This is a genomic window from Vibrio sp. L3-7, from assembly GCF_963898195.1.
GTDB lineage: Bacteria > Pseudomonadota > Gammaproteobacteria > Enterobacterales > Vibrionaceae > Vibrio > Vibrio echinoideorum.
In genome coordinates this window covers 127662-144503 of sequence record NZ_CAWQUW010000045.1, presented here as the reverse complement: position 1 = coordinate 144503, position 16842 = coordinate 127662, and the positions used below count along the sequence as shown (strand labels likewise).

Here is a 16842-nt window from a genome sequence, read left to right as displayed (position 1 = left end):
GAACCTACACTCATCTCCTAAAGCGACGAAGCAGCGTAATAGGAGATCTGCTTTTAATGTTGTATCCAATAAAAAAGGTTGATGTTTTCACATCAACCTTATGATTATTATCTCAACCGTGCAAAATAGGTGTTAACCCAGTTCGCAGTCTTTCGGACGTAACTGAAACTCATCTATAGACCCAATATCAACGCCTGCTGACAACTTTTCTTCTTCATGGTGAGCGTTACCTTGGGCGTGCATAATAAGGCGGTTTGCCGTGCGAGGTTTTAGCTGACTCACGACAAAGCGCATCATGTCAGATCGCGTTAAGCCTTTAAGATCTTCGAGCACACGGTCTCTTTGGTTGAATTCAACATCCTTATTGCCAATCGCAACCCACAAGCGCTGAGCTCGACCTCGCAAGGTAGTATCTGGTGTGGAAATCTGATTCCAGAGGCCGCGTTTACTGCTGTGCCATTGATAGTCGTTAAGCTCCAACAACACCATATAAAAGGCATTAAGGAACTCATCTATCGAAGCTAACAAGTCTGCTGGAGCTGCATTAGGTGACTGCACGTAAAGTACAATACCAGGGTGTCGGTTGAGTGGCATATTACCAGTGCCAACCATATAACCCAGTTGCTGCTTAGTGCGAATCTCATGGAAGAAAGTGGCTGACATCAGGTGGTTTGCCAATGAATACAGTGCAATGTTTTTAGGTGATATATCGGGACATTGGTAGTAAACCACAATCGCCGAATCATCTTGATTACACACAACTTCACGCTGGAAACTACCGTTTTCACCAAGCATGATTAACGGACGTAATGACTCTTCGTAGGCTTGATCTTGAACACGCAGTGCATCTTTAAGTGTCTCAGCCATCTTATGAGCATCAGCTTGTCGCCAATCACCATACACAAACATTTCTACGTGCAGTTCTGCCAAGATAGCTTGAACAAAGGAAGAAAGCTCATCGACCTCTATTGTTTCTAGTGCTTCTATTAAAACGGAATAGGGCGGGTTGTTTGGCTGAAGTATTCCAGTCATTGCATTAAACAGCTGCGAAATAGGGCGATCTTGCGATGCGTTATTCCAGTTTCTGAGTAATTGATTTTTTATCGTTTCGAAGCGTGTTGGACTAAAGTTGCGTGCTTGAAAATGCTCAAGGATCATATTGAGTAATTGTGGCTGTTTCTCTCTGAACCCAGAAAGAGTCAGAGTCACGCCGCCTTGATGGGTATACATGTTGTAACCCATACCTGCAATTTCAGCCTGATAGGTGTCTTTTTCAAGCGAGTCTAAGAACATCTCAACACACAAGCGTGTTTTAACGATGTTTCTCGGACTGGCTACTGAGTGCGGGCTGTCGATGGCAATATACACCACACCTTTAGGCACTCGAAACTGATGGTCTTGCAGGTGCCACAGTTTAAAGCCGTCCAGCTCTTCCAATAGTTGTGGATGTTCAGCGTTGCCTTCGAGCTCAGCAGGGTCTAGGTCATAGCAAATAAATGGGTTTTTACTTGGGAGTTCAAACTGCCAGCCGGGATTGATGCACATAAAGCTCTGAGTTTGCTCTGTGCTAAAAGGCGTGACTGAGTAAGGCGTAAAATACCATTTCGCTTCTCTATCATACTCGAAACCCTGAGCAACGATGGTCGCTCGCATGTTGTCGACAGTTAAGTAGGGAAGTAAAGAACGTTGTAATTCGTCATCGAAATGCGACATTTTATAATCGCCATACACCACGTCTTGTTCTTGGTAGTGCTGCATGTTGATAACGAGATGACTGACGACATCGAGCGGCCTTGAGGGCTCTTGAAAGCGGAATGCCGATTCTAAAACGGCACGCTTCTCTAGGTAACGCCATTCCTCAATGCCTTGTTGCTCGATGAGTTTGATGTATTGGAATACCGCTTGGATGATGCTGTTCGTTTTGGTCAAACCTTCAATGGTCAATGAGCAGCTAACAGTGAAGTCACGATAGTTACTGCCGCTTGCTCCGCCACCAGCCGACAGAGAGGTAATCCAACCTTTCTCTTTTAGCTGCATCATCAAACTGCCTTCACCCTCATAGCCTAAAAGGTGTGCAAAGAATGACAATGGTTTAATGCCGTAGTGCTCATCCATGCTTGGCATGGGGAAAGTTAAGATCAGTTTTCGTACTTCTTTTATCGGCTCAACGTGGACTTGTACGCCTGTGCTTAACTCTCCGACGATTGGCACCTTGACCTTCTTACCTTGTAAGTGGTGGTTGGTGATTGAGCTAAAACGTTCTTCCACCCAGTTTTGCATCTCATCTAATGATTGGTTGCCAGACAATGTCAGCGTCATTAAATCTGCAGAGTACTGTTGCTGGTGGAAAGACAAAATCTCTTGTCTAATCGTCTCACCGTTTCGGTCGCCTAACGTATCGATATTGCCGACAGAAAACTTGGAGAATGGGTGATCGTGATTAACCAGCTCTTTAGTCACTTGGTACAAGCGTCTTGAGTCGTCATTGAGTTTCATCTTGTATTCTGAATCAACCGCTTGACGTTCTTTGTCTAAGGCTTCTTCATTGAACAGAGGAGCCGTGAAAAATTGGCTGAAGCGATCGAGTGCGATTTCAAATGCATTTAACTCAACATCAAAAAAGAAGCAGGTATGTTCTGTTCCAGTCCAAGCATTGTTGCTACCGCCATGTTGGCTGATAAAACTTTGGAATTCTCCGACCTTTGGATACTTTTCTGTTCCCAAAAATAGCATATGCTCTAAGTAGTGAGCTAATCCCTCTCGATCTGCAGGGTCATCAAAGTGCCCGACATTAACGGCGAGTGCGGCTGCAGCTTTTTGAGCGTTCTGATCGTGAACTAACAGTACTCGCAATCCGTTGTTTAACGTTAGGTAACGGTATTGATGTTCATCATTGGGGCTTAAATGCACAGAAGCATCTCCAGAGAAGGTGGTTTTTAAATTATGTACGCGATGATTTAAGGTGCAAACCTCGCGATCATATTTTGGGATATGACGAGCTTTTTGGCGACTTCTAAATCACTTTTATCGATTTTTATCAGTGATTTATTTTCTTTTAATAAGATTGTTAAGAAAGTCGAACTCTTTAGCAAGTGACTTGATATAATTATTTATATAGACTGCGGATTCTCTGGATTGAGAGCCAAACGCTAAGTAGCGTATCGCTGATATGGGATATATCGACTTTCGAAATGTTACGTAGACAGGACTGAACATGAAAATATTCATAATGCGCCACGGTGAAGCAGAACATTTTGCTAACTCGGATGCAGAACGAGCGTTAACGAAGCGCGGTAAAATGGCGTCTCTTGCAGTAGCTCAAGCTGCAAATGAGCAAGGGTTCAGCCAGTTCGATAAAGTGCTTGTGAGTCCATATTTAAGGGCACAAGAAACGTGGTTAGAAATTTCTCAGGCGTTTTCTGGAAAGAAAGTAGAAACCTGTGATGATATTACCCCTTATGGTATGTCTGACGATGTGTTTGATTTGACTTTAGCGATGGCTGAAGTAGAAAAACTAGAGACCATTTTGTTTGTTTCTCATTTACCTCTAGTTGGCTACTTAACCGCTGAGTTCGCGACAGGCATGGCACCACCAATGTTTCCGACTTCTGGATTAGCTTGTATCGAATTCGACCTTGAGACACAAAAGGGCGAGTTACTTTGGAATATTAATCCATAGACTAGACAAAGCTCGTTGGGCTCTTTTTTTACAAAAAAAAAGACAAAGTTGAAGACAAATAAAAAGGGCACCTCAATGTGATTGAGATGCCCTTTGTCATTTCTGAAACGCTGTCTGTACGAATCAATAACTGGCTAGTTAACTTCTGTTGAATTAAGAGCAAACTAGAGGTTATTTATCGGGAATGGAAAGTAAAACCAGCAGCGCGCCGTTGCCGCCAAACTCTAATGGTGCTTGGTGAAAAGCCATTACATCCGGGTGCTGTGCTAACCACAAAGGCACTTTCTGTTTGAGAATGTGCTTACCGATACCATGTTGAACACAAGCACACGCGACACTTTCTTTAATGCAGTGAGCAATCATGGCTCCTAGTTCACGCTTTGCTTCCTGTTGTGTCATACCATGCATATCAAGGTATACGTCCGGCACATAAACACCACGACGCAGTCGCTTTACTTCATATTTAGAGACATCGTCACGCGCATAACGTGTTGGACCATCTTCACTAAGGTGCGGAATGAACTCATCAGAGAAATAAAACTCGCTATCACTGGCTTGTCTTGCCGTTCGAGTAATTTCTTTTTGTTTGGTATTTCTTTTTGGCGGCTGGACTATGGTATCCTGTTGCCACTTTTTAACGCCCTTTACTGCATCGTTGAACAGGGCGAAATCGTCATCAAAGTCGGTGTCTTTTTTGCTCATCAGGTTATGAATTCTAATTAGAAACGTAATTAGCAGTATTGTAGCGCTTTTCGGAGACAATTTTGGATAAGATTTTTGTAGAAGAAGCGGTATCAGAACTACACACGCTTCAAGATGTGATTCGTTGGACTGTTAGTCGCTTTAACGCAGCTGGCCTATTTTATGGTCACGGCACGGATAACGCGTGGGATGAGGCGGTACAACTTATTTTACCTACTCTTTATCTACCGATTGATGTTCCTTCGCATGTTATGAACTCTCGTCTAACGAGCAGCGAGCGTTTACGTATCGTTGAGCGTGTGATCAAGCGTATCAATGATCGTACACCAACAGCTTACCTGACGAATAAAGCGTGGTTCTGTGGTCTAGAGTTCTTTGTTGATGAGCGCGTTCTTGTACCTCGTTCTCCAATTGGTGAATTGATCGAAGCTCAGTTCCAACCATGGTTAACTGAAGAGCCAGTTCGAATCATGGATATGTGTACGGGTAGTGGTTGTATTGCTATCGCTTGTGCTCACGCTTTCCCTGATGCAGAAGTAGATGCGATCGATATCTCGACTGATGCACTGCAAGTTGCCGAGCAAAACGTTCAAGATCACGGCATGGAGCAACAAGTGTTCCCAATCCGTTCAGATCTTTTCCGTGATTTGCCAAAAGAGAAATACAACCTGATCGTATCGAACCCACCTTACGTGGACGAAGAAGATATGAACAGCCTGCCAGAAGAGTTTACTCATGAGCCGGAACTTGGCCTAGCAGCGGGTACTGATGGCCTTAAACTGGTTCGCCGTATTCTTTCTAACGCACCAGATTACCTAACTGATGATGGTATCTTGATCTGTGAAGTAGGTAACTCAATGGTTCACATGATGGACCAATATCCAGAAATTCCATTTACTTGGATTGAGTTTTCGAATGGCGGTCATGGCGTATTCATGATCACTCGCGAGCAGTTAGTGGCTTGTTCGGATGAGTTCTCTATCTACAAAGACTAAGTTTCTTTGAGTGATTTTGGTTTCTGTAGTCGATAAAATTATCTCGACGAACAAAAGAAACTTTAGCCGTATTAATTTAAACGCCATGCAGTAATGCATGGCGTTTTTTATATCTGTGATTAATGCTTTGTCATTATGATTAAGTGAATATTGTTTAATATTTAGTTGATTAATGTGAATAGCTATTACATATTGATGTTCAAAAGTTGTACGTTTTAGTGAGTTAAGGAGAATTCGCGATGAGCTTTGATACATGGATTTATTATTTACTAGCGGTGCTGATACTGACGGCTTCACCCGGGCCGAGTTCTTTGTTGTGCATGACTAAGGGAGTGCAGTCTGGTTTCAAGTTATCGATATTTACTGCCTTGGGTAGCCTGACCGCAATTACCGGAATTCTTACTTTATCGTTTACCGGTTTAGGCGTAATTATCGCTTCGTCGGAAGTCGTCTTTAACGTCATTAAATGGACAGGTGCTGCCTATCTTATCTACCTCGGTTGGAAGTCATTGCGATCTAACCAGCAAGATTATGACAAGTTATCAAATCAACAAGCCGGTTCTAAATCTGTTAAAGAAAGTGCTGCGCAGCATTACCTCAGTGGCTTTATTGTTGGCGCGAGCAACCCGAAAGCAATCCTGTTTTTTACAGCGTTGTTCCCACAGTTTATTGACCCTTCAATAGCACTTCTTCCTCAGTTTTCGGTGTTTGCTTTGACCTTCGCTGTGATGGAGTTGTCTTGGCTATTGGTTTACGCCTATCTAGGTGCTAAATCATCAAATTGGTTGTTCGCTAAAGGTCGAGCTAAGATATTTAATCGTGTAACAGGTGGTGTATTTATTGGTGCTGGGGCACTGCTTTCGACGACAAGCCGAGCATAATTGATGAAGTGATTGATGGCTTGAATAGTTATAGAATATTCTTGATGCTGTAATAAAAGGTTAATATTAATGTGCTTGCTGATATCGGTGTAAAGTCGATATATTGGTGTTACACCATCACGTTCTCAGGAGAGACATATGCAGCATCAAGAAATGATTCAACACAGTAATTTTGGCGTAATCAGTCGTACTTGGATTTTCTCTACCCTTTCTCTTGTGGGTATTCTTGCTCTAATGTAGTCATTTTATGGCTCTATATTTTTAGTTTTTATTATGAATACACTTTTCAAAAAGTCTTCAAAGTTAGAACTCTTCCTCTCGTAAATGTGGCTTTTCTCATCAGGCTAGCCACTTAGCTTTTTCCTAGTAACTATTTTTCTTAGCATCCACTTCCTCTTAAATAGCCACTTTCTAGTTAGTAGCGATTTTCTCTGAGTAAACTTCTTCTTTTAGCAAAGCACCAAGTCGCCTTCTCTTAACTGGCTAGACATGTAACCTGCTCTGAAGTTGTTACCAAACTGTGATAATCTTAAGTTATCTTTTATCTACAGTGTGCCTCTCATGTCTGTCTGGGATTCTATTTCATTTAACAATCGATTTACTGCATTACCTCGATTGTTCTATACCCCAATTCAACCTACACCGCTCAGCAATGTTCAATGGCTTGCATGGAACCATAACCTTGCGAGTGAGCTCGGCTTTCCGTCATTTGAAGATGCTTCTGAGGAATTGCTTGAGACGTTATCTGGCAATGTTGAACCTGAGCAATTCTCACCGGTAGCAATGAAATACGCAGGCCATCAGTTTGGCTCTTATAACCCTGATTTAGGTGATGGAAGAGGGCTGTTATTAGCGCAAATTGTCGCTAAAAATGGCGAAACGTTCGATTTACACCTGAAAGGTGCGGGTAAAACGCCATATTCACGTATGGGCGATGGCCGCGCAGTTATTCGCTCGACGGTTCGTGAGTATCTATGTAGCGAAGCAATGGCGGGGCTTAATATCCCAACCACACGTGCGCTGGCTATGATGACCAGTGACACGCCGGTTTACCGTGAGAAGCAAGAGTGGGGTGCATTATTGGTGCGCGCTGCTGAATCGCATATTCGTTTCGGTCACTTTGAACACCTGTTTTATACCAATCAGTTGGCAGAACATAAATTATTGGCCGACAAAGTCATCGAATGGCACTTCCCAGAATGCCTCGATGCAGAAAAGCCTTACGCTGCCATGTTTAATGAGATTGTTGATCGTACTGCTGAAATGGTCGCATTGTGGCAAGCCAATGGGTTTGCTCACGGGGTGATGAACACAGATAACATGTCGATTATCGGGCAAACCTTCGATTATGGCCCATTCGCGTTCCTTGATGAATACGACCCAAGATTGATCTGTAATCACTCGGATTACCAAGGTCGTTATGCCTTTAATCAGCAACCAAGAATAGGGCTTTGGAATCTGTCGGCACTGGCGCACTCACTTTCGCCGCTGGTGGATAAAGCCGAACTTGAGGCTGCACTCGAACAATACGAACCTCAAATGAATGGTTATTTCAGTCAACTGATGCGTCATAAGTTGGGGCTACTTTCCAAACAGGAAGGTGACACTCGCTTGTTTGAATCTATGTTCGAGCTGATGTCGCAAAACAAAGTCGATTATCCAAGGTTCTTTAGAACGCTGTCGAACCTAGATACCTTGTTGCCGCAGGAAGTGATTGACCTGATTATTGATCGAGATGCAGCAAAATTGTGGGTAGATAACTATTTACAACGCTGCGAATTGGAAGACCGTTCAGTGACAGAGCGCTGCGAAAAGATGAGACAGGTAAACCCTAAATACATCCTTAGAAACTACCTAGCTCAGCTTGCGATAGATAAAGCCGAGCGTGGTGATAGCAGTGATATTGAAGCATTAATGGAGGTACTGGAAGACCCATACGCAGAACACCCTGACTACGAACACCTTGCTGCGTTGCCTCCTGAGTGGGGTAAAGCGATGGAAATCAGCTGTTCCTCTTAACCTTCGATGATTCTTTGAGTCGCTAAGTACAGGTAGAGGTCACTAAGATGTGATCTTTATCTGTTCGTTCTTCTAACTTTACAAACATGTCAATAATCAAATAATCGGCCAGCCTATACACTATGTGAATAAGTTGTAAATTTAATAGGTTTGGGCGATGCCAACAAATACTCGAATTCTCGTGGTGGATGATGATCAAGAAATCCGCGAGCTGCTGGAAGAGTACCTAACAAAATCTGGTTTCGATGTATCTTCTGTGGGAGACGGTGTTGAACTAGAGACCCACCTGCAAAACCAAGGTTATCCCGATCTGATTCTGCTTGATGTGATGCTACCCGGTGATGATGGTTTTACCTTGTGCCAACGAGTACGCAAGCAATCGAATGTGCCTATCATCATGCTGACTGCAGTCTCGGATGAAACCGACCAGATCATCGGCTTAGAAATTGGTGCCGATGACTACATCGCCAAGCCGTTTAGCCCTCGTCAGTTAATGGCTCGAATCAAAGCGTTATTACGACGTGTTCAAGTGGTGGATGACAAGCCGAGTGATGCACTACCAAAGCAGATTATTTTTGGTGATTGGACGCTTGATACTCTCGCGCATCGGATCTCCCATAATGAAAACGCAGAAGAGATGGACTTGTCGGGCAGTGACTTTTCTTTGTTAATGCTGTTCTTAACTCGTCCTAACGAAGTTCTCGACCGAGATACTATCTCTTTCGCAACCAGAGGCCGAGAAGCGCTGCCTTTTGAACGTGGCATTGACGTGCAGCTTAGTCGCCTGAGAAGCCGACTGGGCGACAGTGGTAAATACCCTCATTACATCAAAACCATGCGTGGCAATGGCTACATTCTTGCTGTGCCTGTTCAGTATGAACACTAAGCATGACCTATTGTTAATGAAGTAATGCTAATTAAGTATTTCCAATGAAGTATTCTGTATGAAGTGTCTCGTATGAACTGGTTGAGCAGGTTAAAGCCAAACTCTTTGGTCGCAAGAACCTTGTTGCTGACGCTGTTAGCGGTGGTGATCGCTCAGGGTATCGCAACGTCTATTTGGTATAGCGAATCCAAGCACAAAGAACTGGAGGGGATTCGTTCTGCCTCTTCGAGCATGGCGAACATGTTTGCCTCAACGGTGACTTTCTTCCAGTCTCTGCCCGTTAAATATCGTCATATCGTGTTGGATCAAATCCGCAATATGGGCGGTACGCGTTTCTTTGTTTCTTTCAATAAAGAGGCTTTGATTGTCGAACCGATCCCCGATACCCGCTTAAAAACCGCCTCGATTGAAGCCATAGAAAGTGTTTTGAGTAGCAAACTCAATAAAGTGGCGTCAGTGCGGGTTGATTTCTCTCGACCTGAACACCTTCGCTTACTTAAAAACGACATCTACTTAAGCGATCTCCCACGATCGTGGGCGCATCATACGTTAACGTTAGAACCTCTTAATCCACCTATCTTGGTTGTTCAGATTGAATTAGCCAGTCACGAATGGGTGTATATTGCCGCACTGTTGCCAGCGCCATATGTGAAACTCGACGATACGATTCTTGGCAGAGAGCAGGTGATCTTCTTAGTTTCTTCAACGCTTATTCTGCTGGTTTTAACTTACTTGATGATTCGTCGCCAAGTGAGGCCTCTTAAAAAATTAGCAAGAGCAGCCAATGAAATGAGTATGGATATTCAGCAACCCCAATTGAAAGAAGAGGGGGCGACTGAACTGGTCACCGCAACCCGAGCCTTCAATCGCATGCAGCAGCGGATTCGTCGTTATGTTGCTGACCGAGAGCATTTGTTCTCGGCTATCTCTCATGACTTGAAGACACCAATCACCCGACTCAGGCTGCGTGCTGAGTTGTTGGAAAGCGAAGTAAAGAAAGACAAGTTTAACAAAGATCTGGATGAGCTTGAGATTATGGTGAAAGGCGCATTACAAGCGGTCAGAGACACCGACCTTCATGAAAACAATGCCATTATCGATCTGAACGAGATGATGCTCTCTGTGATTGAACTACACAATCAATACCAAACTCAGGTCGAGTTTGAACCTGCAGTGATTGAGCCTTTGGTTGCCAAACCGCTAGCGATCAAACGCGTGCTTACTAATCTTATCGATAATGCTGTGAAATATGGACAATCAGCTGAGGTGGATATCAGCAGTGATTCTGTGTGGGTCATTGTGACGATTCAAGACCATGGGAAAGGTATCCCTGAAGACAAGTTAGAGTTGGTTTTCGAACCCTACTTTAGGTTGGCTACGGATGACCAAGGACACGGTTTAGGGCTCGGGATCTGTCGCAATATTTTGCATGGACACGGCGGAGATCTCATTATTCGCAACTCCTCTCCAGGTGGCTTAGAAGCCAAAGTCTATATACCAAGAGGCTTAGAAGTGTAATGTAACAATTGTGTTACATAAGTCTTACCTTTTGTTTCAATCCTAAAAATCAAAGTAAGTAGACTCTTTATTGAACCGGACGTCGAGTCCGCTAAACATGGAAGATTATAATGAAAATCAATAAAACCCTACTTACTCTATCTCTTCTTGCAGCCTCAACATTTTCTCAAGCCGGTGAAGTGGAAGTGCTTCACTGGTGGACTGCCGGTGGCGAAGCGAAATCTGCAGCGGTACTGAAAGAGATGATTGAAGAACAAGGCCATACTTGGAAAGATTTTGCTGTTGCTGGTGGCGGCGGTGAAAGTGCGATGACTGTTTTGAAAACGCGAGCAGTATCGGGCAATCCTCCATCTGCCGCGCAGATTAAAGGTCATGATATTCAAGAGTGGGGTGGTTTAGGTTTTCTAACGTCTCTCGATGCAACTGCGAAACAAGAACAGTGGGATGAACTACTACCAGAAGTCGTCACTAAAGTGATGAAGTGGGATGGCGAATATGTCGCGGTTCCTGTCAACGTTCACCGTGTTAACTGGCTTTGGGCTAACCCTGTTGTTTTAGAAAAATCAGGCGTTACGGTTCCGACTACATTAGATGAGTTCTTTGTTGCTGCAGACAAGATTAAAGCAGCTGGCTTTATTCCACTGGCTCACGGTGGTCAACCTTGGCAAGACGCGACGGTATTCGAAGCCGTGGCTCTCGACGTACTAGGCAGTGAAGATTACAACAAAGCGTTCGTTGATCTTGATATGGGCGTATTATCTGGCGACAAGATGGTGGAAGTGTTCACCAAGTTCAAAAAGATGCGTGATTACATCGACAGCAACTCTCCAGGTCGTGATTGGAACGTCGCAACGTCAATGGTTATCAATGGCGAAGCCGCGATGCAGATCATGGGTGACTGGGCGAAAGGTGAGTTTACTGCAGCAGGCAAAGTGCCGGGTAAAGATTACATCTGTGCACCAGCTCCGGGTACTGACGGCCAATTTACCTTCAATATCGATAGCTTTGCGTTCTTTGAGTTAAGTGACAAAGAGAACCAAAAAGCGCAGCAAGACCTAGCGAAAACCATTCTTACCAAAGATTTCCAAGAAGTCTTCAACCTTAACAAAGGTTCAATCCCTGTACGTCTAGATATGGACATGTCTAAATTCGACCAATGTGCGCTGGACTCAATGGCAACCTTCAAAGCAAGTGCTGAATCGGGCGATCTTGTTCCGAGTATGGCTCACGGCCTAGCGACAACAAGCTACGCTCAAGGCGCTATCTATGACGTAGTGACCAACTTCTTCAATGATAAAGATGCTGATCCTAAACAAGCGGCAGCTAAGTTAGCTAAAGCAGTGAAAGCCGCTATCTAATCTAACTTGATAAGCAACGCACAACGCACGTGAGTGACGGGATGTGTTGCTTTATCGAACCCCCAGGGTGGGTAGGCTCGTAGGGAGTCTATCTGCTCTTCACTTCTAATTCTGATATGCGTGATGCTGATGTGGTGCCGAAAGGTAAGCCATTGGCTCGATTGTGCAACAAGGATAAGTTATGGAGCATGTTTTGACTGAGTCGACTCCAAAATCCACAAGGAGCCAGCCTGCGCCAAAACCAAGTTTTGCTGACAGGTTACAACATTGGTTACCTAAAATTGTACTGGCGCCAACTGCGTTAGTGACCGTGGTGTGCATCTACGGCTATATATTTTGGACGGCAGCCTTGTCGTTCACCAACTCTCGATTTCTGCCTAGCTTTAACTTCGTTGGTTTAACCCAATATGAAAAGCTGATGGACAACGATCGTTGGATAACCTCAATCACTAATCTTGGTGTGTTTGGTTTTCTATTCATGGCGATTGCTATCTTGCTAGGTGTTGGCTTAGCAGTATTACTTGACCAGAACATCCGCCAAGAAGGCGCGATTCGTACCATCTATTTATACCCAATGGCGTTGTCGTTCATCGTGACGGGTACGGCGTGGAAATGGATTCTTAATCCTGGTCTTGGTATTGAAAAACTGATGCATGACTGGGGTTTTACTGACTTCAGGTTCGATTGGCTCGTCAATTCTGAAATGTCGGTCTACACCTTAGTGATAGCGGCACTTTGGCAGTCTTCAGGGTTCGTGATGGCAATGTTCTTAGCGGGGCTGCGCGGTATCGATTCTTCAATCATTAAAGCCGCTCAAATTGATGGGGCAAGCTTACCCACTATCTATCTTAAAATCATTTTACCTTGCTTGCGTCCTGTGGTTTTCAGTGCCGTGATCATTACTTCACACATCGCGATTAAGAGCTTTGACCTTGTGACGGCAATGACGGCGGGTGGCCCCGGTTATTCATCGGATCTTCCTGCTCTATTCATGTACGCGCACTCATTTACTCGTGGGCAAATCGGCCTCGGTGCTGCCAGCGCCATGATGATGCTTGCCGGTATCTTAGCGATTCTCGTGCCTTACCTTTACTCTGAACTTAGGGAGAAAAAGTCATGATGAATAACGTCAACTTTGCTCGAATCTTTATTTATTCAGCACTGCTTTTCTTCTGCTTGGTGTATTTAATGCCACTGTTCGTAATGGCGCTCACTTCATTCAAAACTCTGCCAGACATCAAGGCGGGTAACTTGATGAGCTTGCCGAAAGAGTGGGTGTTCGATGCTTGGTATAAAGCGTGGGATACCGCCTGTACGGGCGTGAAATGTGAAGGCATCAAAGGCTACTTCTGGAACTCATTCCAAATGGTGATTCCTGCGGTTGCGATTTCAACATTGCTCGGTGCATTCAATGGTTATGTTGTGACGAAATGGCAATTCAGAGGTTCAAACCTGTTCTTTAGTTTGTTGTTATTTGGCTGCTTCATCCCATTCCAAGTGGTGTTGCTGCCAATGGCAACCATGCTTGGCAAGATGGGGTTAGCGAACACAACTATCGGCTTGGTGATTGTGCACGTTATCTACGGTATGGCATTTACGACACTGTTTTTCCGTAACTTTTATATCTCGATTCCTGATGAATTGATCAAAGCGGCAAAGTTGGATGGGGCTGGCTTCTTTACCATCTTCTTCAAAATTTTATTACCGATCTCAACGCCAATCATCATGGTGACGGTGATCTGGCAGTTTACCGCGATTTGGAATGACTTCTTGTTCGGAGTGGTCTATTCCGGCTCAGATACTCAGCCGATTACCGTGGCATTAAACAACCTAGTCAACACCAGTACTGGCGTTAAGGAATATAACGTCGACATGGCTGCCGCGATCATCGCCGCACTGCCAACGCTGTTGGTGTATGTCTTCGCAGGAAAATATTTTGTTCGTGGCCTAACGGCAGGATCAGTAAAAGGATAATTACCCATGGCAACATTAGATTTAAAACAGATCCGTAAAACCTATCGCAACGCGGACAACGAAACGTTAAAGGGCATCGACATCAGTATCGATTCGGGGGAATTTTTGATACTTGTCGGCCCTTCGGGGTGTGGAAAATCCACCCTAATGAATACCATCGCTGGGCTAGAAAATATTAGCTCGGGTGAGATTGTAATTGATGGCATAGACGTGGCGCAGGTTGAGCCCAAAGATCGCGACATTGCGATGGTATTCCAGTCTTACGCGCTTTATCCAAACATGACGGTGCGTGGCAATATCGCCTTTGGTCTGAAGATTCGTAAGATGCCTCAACAAGAGATTGATGCCGAAGTTAATCGAGTGGCAGAAATGCTGCAAATCGAACAGTTACTGGATCGTAAACCGTCACAACTTTCTGGTGGCCAACGTCAACGTGTCGCGATGGGCCGCGCTCTGGCTCGTCGTCCTAAGCTGTATCTATTTGATGAGCCGCTTTCTAACTTGGATGCCAAGTTGCGTGTTGAGATGCGTCATCAGATTAAACGCCTGCATCAGAAGCTCAACACCACGATTGTTTATGTAACTCATGATCAGATCGAAGCAATGACTCTGGCGGATCGCATCGCAGTAATGAAAGACGGTGAACTGCAGCAGTTAGGTACACCACAAGAGATCTACACCAAGCCAAACAACATGTTCGTAGCGGGCTTTATGGGCTCACCATCAATGAACTTCATTAAAACCATGGTGGACTTGGATGATGAGCAAAACCCGATCATCAAAGTGGTGGGTACTGCCGAACAAGAACACCACATCCGATTGCCACAGAGTATGCGTGACCAAGATGGCAAAGAGTTGGTGATAGGGCTACGTCCTGAGCATATTACTGAGCAGCCAAGTGATGATGTTTCTGCTTCAACAAAACTAGACTTACAACTAGAGGTATTGGAACCGACAGGACCAGATACTATCGCGATGGTCAAAGTTAACGACCAAGAAGTGGCGTGTCGTTTGTCGCCAGAGTTTGAAGTGTCGGTTGGGCAAATGGCGCCCCTGCATTTTGACCTATCGAAAGCCGTGTTCTTTGATGCTCAGACTGAAGCGAGAATTGATTTCTAACTTTTAGTTGCTGAGTTAGTTTAACAATCAAAGTTCATGTCTAAATTAAAGGCAGTATCACCAGTTAGTAATAAATAACGTGATGCTGCCTTTTTCGTTGTCTATACTTGCTTTTTATTCCTTATAAAAACAGAGGGATAAACGATATATATGCTTCTACTGCAATAATATCGTGATTTAGTATCCCTTAGCTCTATAAAGCTGACGTAGAAACGCGTAGGATCACACTACTTTAGATCAAAAACTAGGTTGCACTTTGGTGCATAAACAGAAGAATACATGAAACTAACAGCAAAACCAGCGGCGAATAACGCTTTACTTATTTCTATTACGACACCGGATTTTAAAGGTGACGAAGCAAAAGAGTCTCTTGCCGAACTTGCTCGCTTAGTGTCAACCCTAGGGTTTAAAGTCGTTGGTACGCAATCGCAACACCATAATTCATCTCAACGACAGAATGTGTTGGGTGCAGGTAAGCTTGCCGAAATTGCACATCTAACTGGTTACCAAGGCTCTATTGAAGAAGCTGAAGATGAAGATTTTATTGATGAGTCGTTTGATTTTAGTTCTGAAATCGATGAGCTAGATTTTGATGATCTTCCAACGGGCAACTTCCAATACGGTGCCGCTGATGTTGTGGTATTTGACTGTGATTTAAGTCCATCTCAAATGCGTACTGTTGAGGCGAGTTTGGGTGTGGAAGTATTTGACCGTACTGGCATCATCATCGAAATCTTCAGCCGTCACGCTCGTACTCGTACTGCTCGTCTGCAAGTTGATATCGCTCGTCTAAACTATTTAGTTCCACGACTGCGTGAAACGGCTGAGGGTGATAAAGAGCGTCAAATGGGTCAGGGCGCAGGTGAAACTTCACTAGAGCTAGACCGTCGTAACGTACGTGACCAAATTGCTGCGCTTAAGCGTGAGCTAGTAAGCGTACAAGATGAAATGAAGACCAGACGCACAAGGCGCGCGGAGCTTTTCACTGTTGCTTTAGTTGGCTACACCAATGCCGGTAAGTCTTCGATGATGCGTGCAATGACCGCAACCGAAGTGGTGGGTGAAGATAAACTGTTCGCAACGCTAGATACTACGGTTCGTGCACTTCAGCCAATTACTCAGCCACGTATCTTGGTTTCAGACACGGTTGGTTTCATCAAGAAACTGCCACACGATCTGGTTGCTTCATTCCACTCAACGCTAGCAGAAGCGCATGATGCTTCACTGCTTTTGTATGTGGTTGATGCTTCTGACGTTTCGTTCCGAGCTCAGCTTGATGTCGTACACGACGTATTAGCACAAGTGGGCGTTGAAGGTAGCGAAAAACTATTAGTGCTCAATAAGTGCGATAGATTGACTGAAGAACAGCAATTAGAGCTGATCGAAGAATTCCCAGATGCGATGCTAACGTCGACTCGTGATCCGTTAGATATCACGAAACTGCACAAGTACATCGTTGGTGTTGCTGAAGAAGGCATGATCGAAGAAGAGATCACTATCCCTTATTCTGGACAAGGCATCATCGGTGAGATTCGCTCAAACATGAGTGTGGTTAAAGAAGAGTACGACTACGAACACATCAAATTAACGGTTCGTTCAAGCGCCATTGATTTAGCGCGACTGAAAAAGCGTATGCAAAACTCTTAATCGTCTATCAAATTTAGATAAGAACACCTAAAGAAAAAGCGACCTAAGTGGTCGCTTTTTTTAT

Annotated in this window: 13 protein-coding genes; 11 read left to right on the top strand and 2 right to left on the bottom strand. The window is 44.3% G+C overall.

Going from position 1 to position 16842, the window contains the following annotated elements; translation table 11 throughout:
• Positions 1-132 precede the first annotated feature (132 nt).
• Complete coding sequence (locus tag AACW75_RS20725; RefSeq protein ID WP_145570355.1) at positions 133-2910, bottom strand: insulinase family protein; 2778 nt, start codon at positions 2908-2910, stop codon at positions 133-135.
• A 304-nt stretch (positions 2911-3214) separates the two neighbouring features.
• Between AACW75_RS20725 and sixA the strand changes: the two genes are divergently transcribed.
• Positions 3215-3679: a phosphohistidine phosphatase SixA gene (gene sixA, locus AACW75_RS20720; RefSeq protein WP_017073606.1), complete on the top strand. Its 465-nt coding sequence runs from the start codon at positions 3215-3217 to the stop codon at positions 3677-3679.
• Positions 3680-3850: 171 nt separating this feature from the next.
• Here sixA and smrB read toward each other — a convergent pair whose 3' ends face one another.
• On the bottom strand, positions 3851-4381 hold the full coding sequence (smrB, locus tag AACW75_RS20715) for an endonuclease SmrB (protein WP_029224856.1): 531 nt from the start codon (positions 4379-4381) through the stop codon (positions 3851-3853).
• 62 nt (positions 4382-4443) lie between these two features.
• Between smrB and prmB the strand changes: the two genes are divergently transcribed.
• From prmB to hflX, 10 genes are all read left to right on the top strand, one after another.
• The gene (gene prmB / locus AACW75_RS20710) at positions 4444-5376 is read left to right on the top strand and encodes a 50S ribosomal protein L3 N(5)-glutamine methyltransferase (RefSeq protein ID WP_145570360.1); all 933 of its coding nucleotides are present in this window, start codon (positions 4444-4446) and stop codon (positions 5374-5376) included.
• A gap of 239 nt (positions 5377-5615) precedes the next feature.
• The gene (locus AACW75_RS20705) at positions 5616-6257 is read left to right on the top strand and encodes a LysE family translocator (RefSeq protein ID WP_135457964.1); all 642 of its coding nucleotides are present in this window, start codon (positions 5616-5618) and stop codon (positions 6255-6257) included.
• 561 nt (positions 6258-6818) lie between these two features.
• Positions 6819-8276 (top strand): protein adenylyltransferase SelO, encoded by a 1458-nt coding sequence (locus tag AACW75_RS20700; RefSeq protein ID WP_145570362.1) that lies wholly within the window; start codon positions 6819-6821, stop codon positions 8274-8276.
• Positions 8277-8433: 157 nt separating this feature from the next.
• Positions 8434-9162 (top strand): response regulator, encoded by a 729-nt coding sequence (locus AACW75_RS20695; RefSeq protein WP_102576057.1) that lies wholly within the window; start codon positions 8434-8436, stop codon positions 9160-9162.
• Between the two features lie 72 nt (positions 9163-9234).
• Positions 9235-10680, top strand: coding sequence for an ATP-binding protein (locus AACW75_RS20690; protein WP_145570364.1), 1446 nt, complete (start codon positions 9235-9237; stop codon positions 10678-10680).
• 110 nt (positions 10681-10790) lie between these two features.
• Positions 10791-12038, top strand: a complete 1248-nt coding sequence (locus AACW75_RS20685) for an ABC transporter substrate-binding protein (RefSeq protein ID WP_145570366.1) — start codon at positions 10791-10793, stop codon at positions 12036-12038.
• A gap of 181 nt (positions 12039-12219) precedes the next feature.
• Positions 12220-13158, top strand: coding sequence for a carbohydrate ABC transporter permease (locus tag AACW75_RS20680; RefSeq protein WP_135457972.1), 939 nt, complete (start codon positions 12220-12222; stop codon positions 13156-13158).
• The gene (locus tag AACW75_RS20675) at positions 13155-14012 is read left to right on the top strand and encodes a carbohydrate ABC transporter permease (protein WP_065113368.1); all 858 of its coding nucleotides are present in this window, start codon (positions 13155-13157) and stop codon (positions 14010-14012) included. The genes AACW75_RS20680 and AACW75_RS20675 overlap by 4 nt, the downstream gene beginning before the upstream one ends.
• A 6-nt stretch (positions 14013-14018) precedes the next feature.
• Positions 14019-15131, top strand: coding sequence for an ABC transporter ATP-binding protein (locus AACW75_RS20670; protein WP_135457974.1), 1113 nt, complete (start codon positions 14019-14021; stop codon positions 15129-15131).
• Positions 15132-15410: 279 nt separating this feature from the next.
• Positions 15411-16778 (top strand): GTPase HflX, encoded by a 1368-nt coding sequence (gene hflX / locus AACW75_RS20665; protein ID WP_017073597.1) that lies wholly within the window; start codon positions 15411-15413, stop codon positions 16776-16778.
• Positions 16779-16842 lie beyond the last annotated feature (64 nt).

Bases quoted from the DNA above. Each gene is read 5' to 3' on its own strand.
- sixA (WP_017073606.1), top strand. From the start codon at position 3,215: ATGAAAATATTCATAATGCGCCACGGTGAAGCAGAACATTTTGCTAAC.
- smrB (WP_029224856.1), bottom strand. From the start codon at position 4,381: ATGAGCAAAAAAGACACCGACTTTGATGACGATTTCGCCCTGTTCAAC.
- AACW75_RS20680 (WP_135457972.1), top strand. From the start codon at position 12,220: ATGGAGCATGTTTTGACTGAGTCGACTCCAAAATCCACAAGGAGCCAG.
- AACW75_RS20675 (WP_065113368.1), top strand. From the start codon at position 13,155: ATGATGAATAACGTCAACTTTGCTCGAATCTTTATTTATTCAGCACTG.
- AACW75_RS20670 (WP_135457974.1), top strand. From the start codon at position 14,019: ATGGCAACATTAGATTTAAAACAGATCCGTAAAACCTATCGCAACGCG.
- AACW75_RS20685 (WP_145570366.1), top strand. From the start codon at position 10,791: ATGAAAATCAATAAAACCCTACTTACTCTATCTCTTCTTGCAGCCTCA.
- AACW75_RS20705 (WP_135457964.1), top strand. From the start codon at position 5,616: ATGAGCTTTGATACATGGATTTATTATTTACTAGCGGTGCTGATACTG.
- AACW75_RS20695 (WP_102576057.1), top strand. From the start codon at position 8,434: ATGCCAACAAATACTCGAATTCTCGTGGTGGATGATGATCAAGAAATC.
- hflX (WP_017073597.1), top strand. From the start codon at position 15,411: ATGAAACTAACAGCAAAACCAGCGGCGAATAACGCTTTACTTATTTCT.
- AACW75_RS20700 (WP_145570362.1), top strand. From the start codon at position 6,819: ATGTCTGTCTGGGATTCTATTTCATTTAACAATCGATTTACTGCATTA.
- AACW75_RS20690 (WP_145570364.1), top strand. From the start codon at position 9,235: ATGAACTGGTTGAGCAGGTTAAAGCCAAACTCTTTGGTCGCAAGAACC.